14 protein-coding genes are annotated in these 13,650 nt (G+C 49.0%); 4 read left to right on the top strand and 10 right to left on the bottom strand.

The genetic code is table 11. The features are described 5' to 3' along the window. Nucleotides 1–270: 270 nt before the first annotated feature. Complete coding sequence (locus AC5I6P_RS19790) at nt 271–870, bottom strand: peroxiredoxin (protein WP_495695502.1); 600 nt, start codon at nt 868–870, stop codon at nt 271–273. A gap of 239 nt (nt 871–1,109) precedes the next feature. Between AC5I6P_RS19790 and AC5I6P_RS19785 the strand changes: the two genes are divergently transcribed. The 3 genes from AC5I6P_RS19785 (at nt 1,110) to AC5I6P_RS19775 (ending at nt 3,923) form a co-directional block, all read left to right on the top strand. Continuing rightward, nucleotides 1,110–3,212, top strand: coding sequence for an amylo-alpha-1,6-glucosidase (locus AC5I6P_RS19785; protein ID WP_495695501.1), 2,103 nt, complete (start codon nt 1,110–1,112; stop codon nt 3,210–3,212). Nucleotides 3,213–3,322: 110 nt separating this feature from the next. After that, the gene (locus AC5I6P_RS19780) at nt 3,323–3,550 is read left to right on the top strand and encodes a hypothetical protein (RefSeq protein WP_495695500.1); all 228 of its coding nucleotides are present in this window, start codon (nt 3,323–3,325) and stop codon (nt 3,548–3,550) included. Next, a complete protein-coding gene (locus AC5I6P_RS19775) occupies nt 3,540–3,923 on the top strand; it encodes a type II toxin-antitoxin system VapC family toxin (protein ID WP_495695499.1) in 384 nt (127 codons plus the stop codon). Before AC5I6P_RS19780 ends, AC5I6P_RS19775 begins: the two co-directional genes overlap by 11 nt. A 28-nt stretch (nt 3,924–3,951) precedes the next feature. Here AC5I6P_RS19775 and AC5I6P_RS19770 read toward each other — a convergent pair whose 3' ends face one another. The 9 genes from AC5I6P_RS19770 to AC5I6P_RS19730 form a co-directional block, all read right to left on the bottom strand. Next, the gene (locus tag AC5I6P_RS19770; RefSeq protein WP_495695498.1) at nt 3,952–4,437 is read right to left on the bottom strand and encodes a molybdenum cofactor biosynthesis protein MoaE; all 486 of its coding nucleotides are present in this window, start codon (nt 4,435–4,437) and stop codon (nt 3,952–3,954) included. Between the two features lie 37 nt (nt 4,438–4,474). Beyond that, on the bottom strand, nt 4,475–5,269 hold the full coding sequence (locus tag AC5I6P_RS19765) for an ABC transporter permease (RefSeq protein ID WP_495695497.1): 795 nt from the start codon (nt 5,267–5,269) through the stop codon (nt 4,475–4,477). Then, entirely contained in the window at nt 5,253–6,143 is an 891-nt protein-coding gene (locus AC5I6P_RS19760; RefSeq protein ID WP_495695496.1) for an ABC transporter permease, read from the bottom strand. Before AC5I6P_RS19760 ends, AC5I6P_RS19765 begins: the two co-directional genes overlap by 17 nt. A gap of 216 nt (nt 6,144–6,359) precedes the next feature. Further along, the gene (locus tag AC5I6P_RS19755; protein ID WP_495695495.1) at nt 6,360–6,761 is read right to left on the bottom strand and encodes a fasciclin domain-containing protein; all 402 of its coding nucleotides are present in this window, start codon (nt 6,759–6,761) and stop codon (nt 6,360–6,362) included. Nucleotides 6,762–6,822: 61 nt separating this feature from the next. Continuing rightward, a complete protein-coding gene (locus AC5I6P_RS19750; protein ID WP_495695494.1) occupies nt 6,823–8,118 on the bottom strand; it encodes a CO2 hydration protein in 1,296 nt (431 codons plus the stop codon). Between the two features lie 80 nt (nt 8,119–8,198). Beyond that, entirely contained in the window at nt 8,199–9,737 is a 1,539-nt protein-coding gene (locus AC5I6P_RS19745) for an NADH-quinone oxidoreductase subunit M (protein WP_495695493.1), read from the bottom strand. 50 nt (nt 9,738–9,787) lie between these two features. Then, the gene (locus tag AC5I6P_RS19740; RefSeq protein WP_495695492.1) at nt 9,788–9,958 is read right to left on the bottom strand and encodes a carbonic anhydrase; all 171 of its coding nucleotides are present in this window, start codon (nt 9,956–9,958) and stop codon (nt 9,788–9,790) included. Further along, the gene (locus AC5I6P_RS19735; RefSeq protein WP_495695503.1) at nt 9,894–10,187 is read right to left on the bottom strand and encodes a twin-arginine translocation signal domain-containing protein; all 294 of its coding nucleotides are present in this window, start codon (nt 10,185–10,187) and stop codon (nt 9,894–9,896) included. Before AC5I6P_RS19735 ends, AC5I6P_RS19740 begins: the two co-directional genes overlap by 65 nt. Nucleotides 10,188–10,256: 69 nt before the next feature. Beyond that, entirely contained in the window at nt 10,257–12,122 is a 1,866-nt protein-coding gene (locus tag AC5I6P_RS19730; protein ID WP_495695491.1) for an NAD(P)H-quinone oxidoreductase subunit F, read from the bottom strand. A 492-nt stretch (nt 12,123–12,614) separates the two neighbouring features. Between AC5I6P_RS19730 and AC5I6P_RS19725 the strand changes: the two genes are divergently transcribed. Next, nucleotides 12,615–13,451, top strand: coding sequence for an arylamine N-acetyltransferase family protein (locus tag AC5I6P_RS19725; RefSeq protein WP_495695490.1), 837 nt, complete (start codon nt 12,615–12,617; stop codon nt 13,449–13,451). The last annotated feature ends 199 nt before the right edge of the window (nt 13,452–13,650 follow it).

The following is a 13,650-nucleotide window of genomic DNA, read 5'->3' as shown; positions in this document are numbered from 1 at the left end:
AATCTGGTACTTTGTTCACGCCTATAACAAATCATTACTTCTGTAGGACTACCGACGCATTAATTTTCCATAATGCTTTTGGAGCAAGATCGGGATTTCACTCAGGTCACGCATCTCTTCGTACAGAGGAAAGATAGGCTCAGTTTACCTCCCTAAAAAACAAGTTCCCAAGCCGCACTGGGCCTGAGAACTAGAACTATTTTTGATAAGAGACGAAAGGGACAAGATATTTAGAAATTTCTTCCTCGTATCTTGTACCCACTCCTTTCGCTAAACTGCCGCAAAAAATTCTTTCGACTTCACCGGATCAGGATTCATCGTCTGATCACCAGGCTGCCAGCCTGCGGGACAGACTTCATCCGGGTGAGATTGAACGTGCTGAATTGCTTGCAGAGTGCGAAGCGTTTCATCTACACTGCGACCAAACGAAAGATTGTTAATCGTCGAGTGTTGAATCACGCCATCTTTGTCGATGATGAATAAGCCACGCAAAGCAACTCCAGCATCCGGATCAAGCACATTGTAAGCAGTGCTGATCTCTTTCTTGATATCTGAAACAAGCGGGTAGACAATATCACCAATACCGCCTGCTTTACGATCGGTCTGAATCCAGGCGAGGTGAGAAAATTCGCTATCGACCGAAACACCCAACACTTCTGTATTGAGAGACTTAAATGCGTCGTAGCGATCGCTAAAGGCAATGATCTCAGTCGGACAAACAAACGTAAAATCCAACGGGTAGAAGAATAGAACTGTGTATTTGCCGCGATAGTCAGATAATTTGATTGTTTTAAATTCTTGGTCAACCACAGCGGTTGCAGTAAAGTCGGGGGCAGCCTGACCGACACGCAAACATCCTTCTTGAGTCATGAAAAACGTTCTCCTTAACAATGCATCTACGGTTGCGTAGGCACAGCAGTCAAACACGCCACTATGCACATCTCAGTTTATCGCCGTAATTCGATATTTAACGAACTGTTACGACTATATCATAGTCATAACGATTTTGACATGAAAATAGGGATAGGGGATGAAGAAACTATGAGAATAGAGACTGAGAGCCAAAAACACGGTATAGCTAGTGGACAAAACGGTTTTGGCATCTACCTTTGTCTTTTCTACTCAACCCCGATTCTTCTACCGACCTTACATCCTCTCTAAACACTCGCGAGTGGCTCCTCACCAATGGACTCGGCAGCTTTGCCAGTGGAACCCTCTGCGATGCCCGAACGCGGAGCGCCCAAGGCTGGTTAGTCGCTGCCCTCGACCCGCCCAATCGTTGCACCCTGCTGCTATCCCACTTAGACGCCAGCTTAGAAATTGCCGGATCTGTCTATCCACTCGGAACGAATGTGTGGCGCGATGGGAACGTTTCGCCTAAAGGATACCAGTTTCTAAACTCCTTTACGCTTGCTCCAACTCCAATCTGGCAGTGGCAAACAAACGCTTGGTCGCTGAGTCGCCAACTCCTCATGCCCTACGGCCTAACCGATAACGGTTCATCCGTGCCCCAGTTAGATCACCGCCTCCTGATTCGATACAGCTACAGCGGCAACTCTGCTGCAACGCTCCGATTGCGGCTTGTGATCGGCGATCGCGGTTTAAACCAGTTACACCAAGCGGCTTCAAAGATGCAGGTGTCGCAGGTTGTGGGAGATCAAGAGGTACGGCTACAAGCTCAACCAGGCGGATATGCCGGAACGCCTTGGTCAGTGCGTTGGAGTCGGGGACACTATTGCACTGACGGAACATGGTACTGGAATTTTGACTACTCTAAAGCAGCACCGGATTGGCTCCATCAATCTTCAAGAAAGGGTGGGAGTTCTGAAGATCTCTACAGTCCGGGATATTTGACGGTGCAGCTACAGCCAGGAGAAACGATAACGCTAGAAGCCAAAGTTGGTTGGGCTGAAGCAGGCGTGCCCCGCTTAAATTGTGACATGTTTGATCAGGCACTTCAAATGGAGCAAGCCCGGTTGCAGGAACAATTTTCACTGTCAAGCCTGGGAGAGGGGGCTTCTTTTCACCAAAAGCTGCTGCAAGCGAGCGATCGCTTCTTAGCCTTTCGTGCCGTCGCGGCGAGTCCTACGCTGCTTGAGGCTTATCCGAGCAGACACGGTTCTTGCGGCGTTGCACCTTGCGCGAATCGCGGACGCTACATGCTGATCGCCCTTCCTGGTATGACGTTCACCTCTCGCCGTTTTTCTCTCGCCCGCAGTATTCTCACAATGTTGAGTAACTATTGCTATCAAGGGTTGATTCCGAATGGATTTGCAGAAATTGACGGTAAACCAATTTATAGCAGTATCGATACATCGCTTTGGTGGATTGAAACTCTGGGGTTATATCTCGAAGCGAGTCAGGATTGGGATTTTCTGGTGCAGCAGTACCCAGTGGTGAATCAGATCTATAAGTCCTTTACAGTTGGAACGCTGCACAACATCCGTGTAGATGCCTCAGATGGGTTGTTGACATGGAGCAATTACTCCCAGGGGGAACTGGGAACCTACACGACTGCGCTGACCTGGATGGATGCGATGATCGATCATCAGCCTGTTACCCCGCGATGCGGCAAACCCATTGAGGTCAATGCATTGTGGTATTCGTCGTTATGTTGGGCGAGGGAGTGGGCAGAGCGGTTGAGCCAGCAAGAGCAAGATAATCTTGCCTTAGCTAACCAAGCCCGTCGCTATGGTCAGCAAGCCGAGCAGGTTAAGGAGTCGCTTCAACGATTTTGGAATGCAGACTGTGGCTATCTATTTGATGGCATTGAGCCAGACGATCGCTGCGATCCAGCAATTCGACCCAATGCGGTGTTGGCGGTTTCGCTGCGGCATTGTGCCTTTTCGCCGCAATACTCGCGGCGAGTGTTGCAGGTTGCTCGCGATCGATTGCTTACCCCTTATGGGCTGCGATCGCTTGATCCTGCTCATCCAGATTACATCGGTTGTTACGATGGCACGCCAAAGTCTGCCCATCAAGGAGCCGTTTGGAGTTGGCTTCTAGGCTCTTTCTTTCGAGCGTGGTCTCGCTTCTGCTCGGATCTACCTTTGGGGTTTGATTTGCAGCCGTTAATGGCTCATTTTGAGAATGAAGGCTGTCTCAATGCTATTTCAGAAGCCTTTGATGGTGAGGCTCCTCATACTCCACGAGGATCGGTGGCGATGGGCGTCAGCGTTGCCGAGTTGCTGCAGAGTGGATGGATTTATTGAAGCGGGATATCAACGCTGAAATCAGGTGAAGGCATAGAATAAAGGCAGAATGGATGCGATCGCTTCGATATATCTGCTTCAGCAGATCGATGGTGACTCTGGAAATATAGATGATGCAAACTCTCACTTTGATCGGTCAGATTGACGCCAACGGGCATCTTCGGCTCGATGTGCCAACGCAATTACCACCCGGTGAGGTTGAGTTAGTTTTGGTGATCAATCCCGCTTCATCCACACCTACTGCATCCCATAAGTATGACTTTTCGGATTTAGCAGGAACATTGCAATGGCGGGGAGATGCGATCGCCACACAGCGGACATTAAGAGATGAATGGTAATCGATACCTGCTTGATACGAATGCGATTATTGCCTTGCTTCAAGGCAATCAGCAGGTACTTCAACAGCTTCAAACCAGTGAATGGATTGGTGTTTCAATCATCAGTCAGCTTGAGTTTTTATCATTTTCGGGTTTGACCGAAGGCGATTGTCAGGTATTTAACCAGTTTCTTGAGCGGGTTGAGGTAATTGGGTTAAACCCCGATCAAGCTGACCTGATAGAACTGGTGATTCAACTGCGACAGAAGTATCGTCTCCCATTACCTGATGTCATTATTGCTGCTACAGCGATTCAATCCAATGCTAATTTAGTCACTGCCGATAAACAGCTACAAATGATTCAGAAATTAGCGGTTATTGATTTCGTGCCCTGATGTTTAGAGGCAATCGCGATCCACAATTTTAGCAATTCTCTCCTGGTTGCTCACAGGCACCAATGCTCACCCAACTGCTAGAGCCATCTGCCCAATGTTCTTTTTTCCAGATTGGAGCATTGTGTTTCAAGGTGTCGATCGCATATCGACACGCTTCAAATGCCTCCGATCGATGGGGAGATCCCACCGCAACTAACACGCTAATTTCACCAACTTCTAACCGCCCCGTTCGGTGATGAATCACAACATGAGTGACATCACTCCAGGTGTTACGAATCTGGGCGGCAATCTGACGAAACACCTCAATCGCCATCGGTTCATACGCTTGATATTCCAAAGCGATTACCGAATTTCCGTCGGTGTTGTCACGAACCATGCCGCTCATGACAACGATCGCGCCATTTGCCGGGTCATCCGCCAATCGATACACCTCGTCAAAGGATAGAGGCGCAAACGCGATCGCAAAATGATCTCCCGGATGGGTTGAGACAAAATGAGGAGTCGTTAAAACCATGAGGTGTTGTAAAAGAACTCATCCTCTATTGTGCATCTTACTGAAAGCGTTTTTTATGGGTGCGCTGCCGCATTAGTTCTGCGACGATCGCGACGAAACCAGATGTCACCATGAGAAAGACGCTCAACGCATTCATATCTGGTTTCACACTAACGCGAATCCGGCTAAAAATCTCCATTGGCAGTGTTGTGACGCCGCCGCCTGCAGTAAATTTGACAATCAGAAAGTCATCCATGCTCAGCACAAATGCCAGCAGGCATCCCGAAATAATGGCAGGCATCAGTTGAGGCAGTAGCACCATCACCAAAGCTTGAAGCGGCGTAGCGCCCAGATCCAGAGCAGCTTCTTCTAGATGAGGATTGAGATCGACCAATCGCGTTGACACCGAAAGCGCCACGTAGGATAGGCAAAAGACGACATGAGCCGCAATGACTGTCCACAAGCTGAGCGGAACCGCGATCGTCGCAAGAAACACCAGCGTCGCCACCGCGATCGCAATGTCGGGAATAATCAACGGCAGATAAGCCATGCCTTGATACAGTCCTTTGCCAAGAAATTGATACCGCGCTAACCCGATCGCCATCAGAGTGCCAATGACCGCCGAGAGTGCGACTGCACTGATTGACACCGCGAGGCTATCCATCAGCGCCGAGAGAATTCGGCTGTCTTGTAAGAATTGGCTGTACCAAGAGAAGGTGAATCCTGTCCATGCAGCGCTATTCGGGGCCTGATTGAAGCTGTAAAAGCTCAACACCGCGATCGGCAGATACATAAAGCCGAACATGAGCAAGGTAAATAACGCTTGCCAGGAGAATTTAGATTGACTTCGCATGGTTATCGCCGTATTTGATTAGAAGCGCGATCGCAAGACTGACCACCATAATCAGCATCATACTGAGCGCTGACCCAAGGCCCCAATTCTGCGTCGTACCGAGAAACTGGTTATAAATCAATCGGGCGGCTGTCATGCTAGAGGTGCCGCCGAGCAGTTCTGGATTGATAAAATCTCCTAGTCCGTTAATAAAGACCAGCAGCGTTCCCGCCGCAATGCCTGGCAATGACTGCGGCACGGTCACTTTCCAAAAGGTTTGTTGAGGCGTTGCGCCCAAATCTGCCGAAGCTTCGAGCAAGCGCCGATCGAGCTTTTCGAGTGAAGCGTAGAGAATCAGCACCATGTATGGCAACAAACTATAGGTCATGCCAATCAAGACGGCTGGAGCGCGATTAAGCAAGTCGAGGGTCGGCAACCCAAGGCTAGAGAGAAACGTGTTGAGTACTCCCGTTGGGCGCAGAATCGTAATCCAAGCGTATGATCGCAGTAGAGAAGAAGTCCACAATGGCAGAACAAATCCGAGCAGCAACAGGTTTCGCCAGCGTTGCGGAGCGATCAGCGCCAAATAGTAGGCAACGGGAAATCCGGATGCGAGGGTGAGAACGGTTGTTCCGACGGCAAACAGCAGCGATCGCCAAATCACGTTTAGCCGCTCTGGTTGAACAATGCGGAGGTAGTTATCGAGTCCTGACGGATTGACGATGCCACCCGGATTGATATTGGGAACGAGGCTTAGCTCAAAGATCAGCAGTGTGGGAACGACGAGTAACAAGAGTAGCCAAATTCCCGCTGGAGCGAGCAGCAATGTAGGCTGCACCCATTTGGGAGAAGGAGCCGTTGCAGTTGGTTCGGATTTTGGTACAGAAGAAGTCATGAAGCAACGGTGAAGTTGGGTTTCATAAGCAGAATACCCAAAGTTTAAGGTTGTGTTGCGAAGAATTTCGACTACGCTATTGATAGAGCCAAGAAGGGCCGAAAACGCCTCTCTTCATACTATTCGTGGCGTACGCTGAAATTTTCGCCACACAATCCTTAATACACAATCCTTAATCCAGTGCGATTGAACCCAATCGTTTGTCCTCAAAAATTCTTAGCCCATCAGAATCACGCGATCGAGAACGTGAATCACGCCATTGTCTGCGGCAATATCTGCTGCCAACACCGTCGCATTTTTCACTTCAAACCCATCTGAGGTATTGATTTGAATTGGCGACCCCTCGATAGAAGTTACGAAATCAACCTGTTCCAAATCCGCTTTCATCCACTTACCAGGAACAACATGAAATGTCAGAATTCGGGCCAGTTGAGGTACGTTTTGAACTAGCGTTTGAATCGTACCAGGGGGGAGTTTAGCAAAGGCATCATCATTCGGTGCAAAAACCGTAAACGGACCAGAACCTTTCAGAGTTTCGACCAAATTGGCAACTTGGACAGCCGTTACCAGCGTTTTGAAACCCTCTGCATTCACTGCAATATCAACAATGTCAGCCATTCAATTTACCTCAGGGTTTACCTCAGTGTTAGAAGTGTGGAAATCAACACAAAATTCAAAACTACCGATAGTCTTGTTGCTGAATGTCTCGTAGACGAGCTTCTGGGCGCTTGAAGCGATCGAGTTGTCCTTCAAAAAATTGTCGATTTGCCATCAAATGCTTGGAGTTGGTGTCATCCAAGGGATAGAGCAGGGCAGTGCGTAATGCTTGAATCACCGCAGAGGTGACATTGTACATCGATCGTTGGAAGCTAATTCCTAATTGAATCAGCATGTCATCTTCGCCTCGGCAGTATTGGCTGTAGTAGTCCAACAGGTAAGGTGGCAAGAAGTGCAGCATATCCTGCATTAGCAATGTCGGCGGAATGCCTGCCGAGCCAACAGGAAACACGTCAGCGTAGAGAATGCCGTAGTGAAACTCGTTTTGGTCGGTCGGAATCTGTTTTGCTTGGGCGTTGTAGGACTTTGTGCCACGAAACGGAGAGGTACGGTAGAACACCGCCTCCACATAGGGTAGAGCCGCTTCGTAGAGCCACATAAAGCCTTTCGATTTGGGGATAATTTCGTAGCATTCATCCCCGATATAGACGTGGTGATAAATGGGTCGCCCCGCGATCGCAAAAATGCCGTTGACCAAAAAATTCATTGCCTCTGGTACGGTCGAAATTTTTCCCTCGTCGTATAGGTCAGACATCTCAAAAAAGACGGGAGCCATGACTTCCCAGAACAGACCAAGATTGGCGTAGTAGGACAGTTCACGCACTTGCTCCAGGAACATCTCCGGAAAGAGGTTGTACAGCCCCAGCATGGCAGGATTCCCCCGGAAGAACGCTCGAATGGCGCGATCGGCATTCGCTTTGTACTCGTCGGTGTCGAGATATGGATCAAACTGTCCACCCATGCCCCGATGCCAAAACATGGCTCGCAGACAGGCTTCTGCAAATTCCATGTTGATGCGATCGTGCCACAGATGATGCAGCAACTTGGGTAATTTCTGTTTCAACTCTCCTTTTTGAATAAATTCCAGGAGTTCCGGATGGGCGGTGGCTTCTCCCCGCCAAATGCGGATGTCTGCATCATCCCCTGCGTAATGATTGTGCAGGTCTAGATACTCCTGAGGCAGAAAGTATTTGAAGGCAGGTAGCGGATTGAGAAACACCCGCTCCGCGATGTAGAGCAAATTCCGCCAATAGAAATCCATCGGGACAGCATACGCCTTATAAATCCCAATAATTTGCATGAGATTTTCTGGCGTGTCAGGAAGCATGGAGCCACCCGCTTCTAAACGGTGAATAATATCAGCAAATTCGTGTGTTGAAGGTGGAATACGGTTCTGGGGAAGGGTTGCAGTTGTCATTGTTGTATCACTCATCAGTAGGTTTGCTTGAAGAGGTTAGGTTGCTGTTTGATCGGCACTGCCCATCAAACCTTAATCGCTTATTTAATAGAGTTGTCGGGCACCACCCAGCCTACGGTTTGGGGACTATTCACTGGTCTATTGACCGAAGCAATGGTCGGCTGAGTCAAGGGTGGAACGGTTGCCACGATTGCAGTGGTGGTTGATTCAGTCCAACGCACAAGCCAAGTAGGTTGAATCCCCAGAAAGAGAATAGTGAGGGCAAGAATCAATGCCGGAACGCGCTCCCGCCACTCTAATTTCGGGAAGTAAGCGATCGCGTTATCCAATTTGCCAAAGCAGGTACGGTTCAACAAAATGACGAAATAAACAGCGGTTAAACCTGTTCCTACAACACACAACAGCGTTTGCAACGGAAACACAGAATAGCTGCCCTGAAACACCAGAAATTCAGACACAAAACCAACTAAACCAGGAATTCCGGCGCTGGCCATTCCGCCCAAGATCAACAAGGCGCTTACCATCGGCAGTCCCCGAATCGGGTTCATTAATCCATTAAGAACATCTAGATCCCGTGTTCCGACTTTTGCTTCTATCACCCCTACCAAGTGGAACAAAATTGCCAGAATCAATCCATGCGCCACCATCTGAGTAACAGCTCCAACTAAGCTAAGAGCAGTCAGGGCAGCGCCACCAAGCAGGATGTACCCCATGTGACCAATTGAGCTATAGGCGACCATGCGTTTGATGTCTTTTTGCGCGATCGCGACCATTGCACCGTACAACACACTCACGGTTGCCCAAGTTGCCAGTCCCGGAGCGAGCGTTGCCCAAGCTTCTGGAAACAGGCCCAAACCAAAGCGAAAAATGCCATAAGCTCCTAGCTTTGCGAGCACCCCACCTAACAGAATGGCCACCGGAGTGGACGCCGCTACATAGGTATCGGGCAACCAGGTGTGCAGCGGCACTAGGGGAATCTTGATGCCAAACCCAACTAACACAAGACTCAGGAGAACAGTTTGTACCCACAGAGGGAGAGATTGTCCCATCAGCGCATCGTAAGCGAAACTGTCAGCCCCCTGCAGCCAAACTAAGCCTAGAAAGGCCACTAAAATCAGAGCGCCGGAGAGGGCAGTGTATAGCAGGAACTTCATGGCGGCGTAGTCTCGCTTTTCGCCGCCCCAAATAGAAATCAGTAAATAAAAAGGCACTAACTCCACTTCGTAGCATAGGAAGAACAGCAGCAAATTTTGGGCTAGAAATGCCCCAGCCACCGCACCGCTGACCAGAAGAATTAAACTGTAGAACAATCGAGGACGTTCGATTTCTTCTTCACTACTGTAGAGAGCAATCCAGGTCAGCAAACTATTGAGCATCAGCAAGGGGAGAGAAAGGCCATCAACCCCTAATTGATAGTTCAACCCTAATGTTTCCAGCCAAGGCAGGTACTCCTGAAACTGAAGCAACGGATTAGTGAAGTTGAACTGGTGGGCAATCCAAAGCGTCCACAACAGGGCAATGCCACTGATCGTGAGTGCAGCCAGTTTTAATTGGCGGAGAGGGAGAACGGCGATCGCGATCGCGCCGAGAACCGGAAACCAGATCAATGTACTCAGCATATAAGTCTCTACAGAGTATAGGGAGCAGGGAATAGGAGAAATATGGCGAATTAGACTAGGGTTAAGGCTCCGGTGTCTAAGTCGTAGTATCCACTGACAGTTTTCAGCTTGTTGTCCTGAATCCGTTGAGCCAGCACAGGAGATGCTTTTAACCGATTAACCTGAAGCTGAATGTTGGCTTTGCATGTCTTTTCCAAGCGGTCGCCCGTTTGACCACTCACTTGCTGAGCGGCGGACTAATGTCGGGTGCGGATTTTGCCGTTTATTTTTGACAAAGCGCTGGTTACCTTCGATCAACTGTTGCAAGGCTTGATTGGGATTTAAATCTTGGTTTGGAATTGCATTGGCTTGCTCAGGAGCCAAGATTTGGGAATGCAGCTCGGCGGCTAGAACTCCTGCACCGGCTGCCCCAGCTCCCAACTTCAATACATTTCGTCTTGCAAAACGCATTTTAATTTTTCCTAATAATACCTACGAGATTCAGAACATCAATCGGAACATCAATCAGTGCAAGATAAGTCAGTGCAAGATAAGTGACCAACTCATACTGAGAGCGATCGCAGCTAGCCCAACGACGATCGTGAGCATGTAAAACTGTCCCTGCCCAGAGTTGCCGTATTTGAGAGCTTCTCCGCTAAAGAGGGAAACTAAGCCGACTAGATTCACCGCGCCATCGATAATCTGGCGATCGAACCAATCGATTAGGCGAGACGCCCAATCCACGCAGAAGACAATACTGGAGCGGTAGAGTTGGGGCGTGTAGAGGTCGTAGGCAAAAAAGCGTTGGAGGCGTTGCCAAGGCAGTTGAATCGGTTTAGGAATGCTTTGTCCAACATAAACCACGGCACCCATTCCGCTTCCAATCAGGCTCGACCATAACAGCAGCATCGCCATATCTTTATTGAGCATTGCCCAACTGGGTAACAGTGAAAGACTCTGCAAAATTAAGGGCAAATGCAGCGTCAACCCCATCAGCACCATCATCGGTAGGGTGATGAGCCAGAAGTTTTCAGGCGATCGCTGAGTCATTGGTTGGGGTGAACCTGCAAAAATTAGCCCAAACTCGCGGATCATGCTGAATCCAGTCAGCCCATTCACCAGCAGCAGAATCGCGACCAGCCATGGTTGGGTTGCCCATAGCCCATCTGCCAGCTTGAGCAGTGCCCAAAATCCACCAAATGGCGGTAACCCAATCAACCCTGCCACCCCGACCAAGTAGCACAATCCTGAAATCGGACGACGGCTCCACAAGCCTCCTAACTGGGTTAGATCCTGGGTAATGCTGTTCAGCACAATCGACCCGGTACTCATTACCAGCAGTGCCTGAGCCAGCGCATGACTGAGGATGAGTAACAAAGCCGCTTCCGTTTGCCCCGTACCCACTGCGATGAAGATCAGACCCATGTAAGCACTAACTGAGTAGGATAGGGAACGTTTGACATCAATCTGAGCGATCGCAATCAGCGTGCCACCTACCGCCGTCAGTGCCCCAATTGTAATCATGACTGCCAGCACAACCGGGGACAACGCCAGCACAGGTTGTAGCTTAATCAACACCCATGCTCCCGTCGCTACCACCACCGAGTTTCGTAAAATGGTGCTGGGAACTGGTCCTTCCATTGCCTCATCCAACCACAGATGCAGCGGAAACTGAGCACACTTGCCCATTGGGCCTGCTATAAGTGCTAACCCAACCAAGGTGGCAATTCCCGGAGGAAGCGCTTCGCGAATGGCGGGGTCAACAGTGGCGTTTTGTGCCCATTGCGCCAGTTCACTAAAGTCCCAGGTTCCAGCCAGAGGATAAATTGCCAACACCCCCATGAGCAAGAACAGATCACCCACCCGCTTGGTCAAAAAGGCATCGCGGGCACCTGTTACCACCAAGGATTGATTAAACCAGGTGCCAACCATCAAGTAGGTTCCCAGCGTCAAAACTTCTAGAATGATGTAACTGAAGAATAGAGAATCGCAGAACACAAGGCTACACATTCCAGCTTCAAAGATCGCCAGGAATGCGAAAAATCGCGACCAGCCCCAGTCCATCTCTAGATACCCGATCGCATAAATCTGCGCCAGCAAATTTAAGCCTGTCACGACTAAAGTTGCACCAACGGTAACTGTAGAAATTTCAATTGGCAGCGTTAAATCTAACCCTGCTACCTGTAACCAGGAGACAGAGATCTGTTGAGCTGGATGCTGCCAAGCAATTGGGAAGGCCGCTAGGCTGTGACCAAATGCGAGAAAGGCCATGAACAGGTTGACATAGCCCGCGGGACGCGGCCCGGTACGACGAATTAGGGCAGGTGACCAGAGGACGGACACAATGGCACCAACAATAGCGTAGCAAGGAATCAGCCAAACAGTTTGTAGCAGAAATTGAGCCATGCAGTTTACTTGTAGAACTTTAAGAGGATAGAGTTAGCCAAAGGGAGGCAGGTCACTCTTCTTCATTATTGGATAAAAGAGCTACCTACTCAGATGATTGAACTGTCACAAAGGTTTGAGTGCTTATTGCAAGCCTGCTTATCAAAATCATACGGCTAAACGCTTATAATTAAAAGCCAATCTTATTCATGAAAGCAATAGAGATTAGTCTATTTATATTCTATACTACAGAGTCTTTCGCGAAAGTGTGCCATCAGAGAGAGCATCACTCGCGATCGCTAGGATGAAGAAGACAAGCCTACCGAAATACTGGTAACAACGACCCCCGTGGAGCAAGATAGAATTGAGAATAGGGTGCGACTGAACGCTCTAGGTTCGTATGTCCCTGTGCTGCGCGGGGCTTGGCATATGACCAAAGTCCACACATTAAGTTCAATGTTATTCATTACTTCAAGAAAAGAGCTTAGAACTAACCGCTTTGATCATGCCGTTATGACAAACCAAACACCGGACGCAATACACCTTGATGCCTATTTTCAACGGATTGGCTACGAGGGTAATCGTTCTCCTACACTCAAGACATTACAGGCAATTCATCTACACCATGCACAAACGATCGCGTTTGAGAACCTCAATTCATTTCTCAAACAAACCGTTTCGCTAGATGTGAAATCTCTACAGCAAAAGCTTATCTACGAGAGGCGGGGTGGCTATTGTTTTGAGCAAAACCTATTACTGCGCTCAGTTCTAATCGCCCTCGGCTTTCAGGTGACAAGTTTGGCGGCGCGAGTGTTGTGGGGTCTTCCAGATGGAACAATCACACCTCGCAGTCACATGCTACTCCGGGTAGATATTGACGGAGAGCAATACATTGCAGATGTTGGATTCGGAGGATCAACACTCACTGCGCCGCTGTCTCTTACACCGAATGTTGAGCAAAGTACTCCCCACGAACTGTTTCGGTTGATCACGACTGACCGCACGTATATCATGCAGGTATACGTTGGTCAGGAATGGAAATCTCTTTACCATTTTGATTTGCAAGAGCAACAGCTACCCGATTACGAGGTGAGTAATTGGTACGTCTCAACTCATCCAAGCTCACTATTTGTTACCACACTAATTGCAGCTAGACCTGACGCAGATTGTCGTTATGCCCTGCGAAACAACCAACTTACAACGCATCATCTAGACGGTCGAGCAGAACGACGTGTACTGACCACTGTGACAGAACTACGTGCTGCCCTTGAGGATGTATTTCGCTTACAGGTGCCCACGATCGCGAGTCTTGACAGTACCTTACAGCGAGTAGTCGAGCAAATGGATTAATGGCTGATAGATGACCATCAGAACAGCGTCAATCGGAGATCATTTCAATCCATTGCTTTGGTTTGGAAAATAATTCACGGTTAGAGAGACATCCTCTGCCGAGTGTATCGTTCTGACGACCCTACGATCGCTCGATCTGTTTTGGACAGGACTTACGCAGTGACGCTAGGAGTAGGGTCTGGTCAAGTTGAGTCATTAT

This window comes from Myxacorys sp., assembly GCF_059501405.1.
Note: the sequence above shows the minus strand (reverse complement) of the source record. Positions and strands in the feature narration are given on the sequence as shown.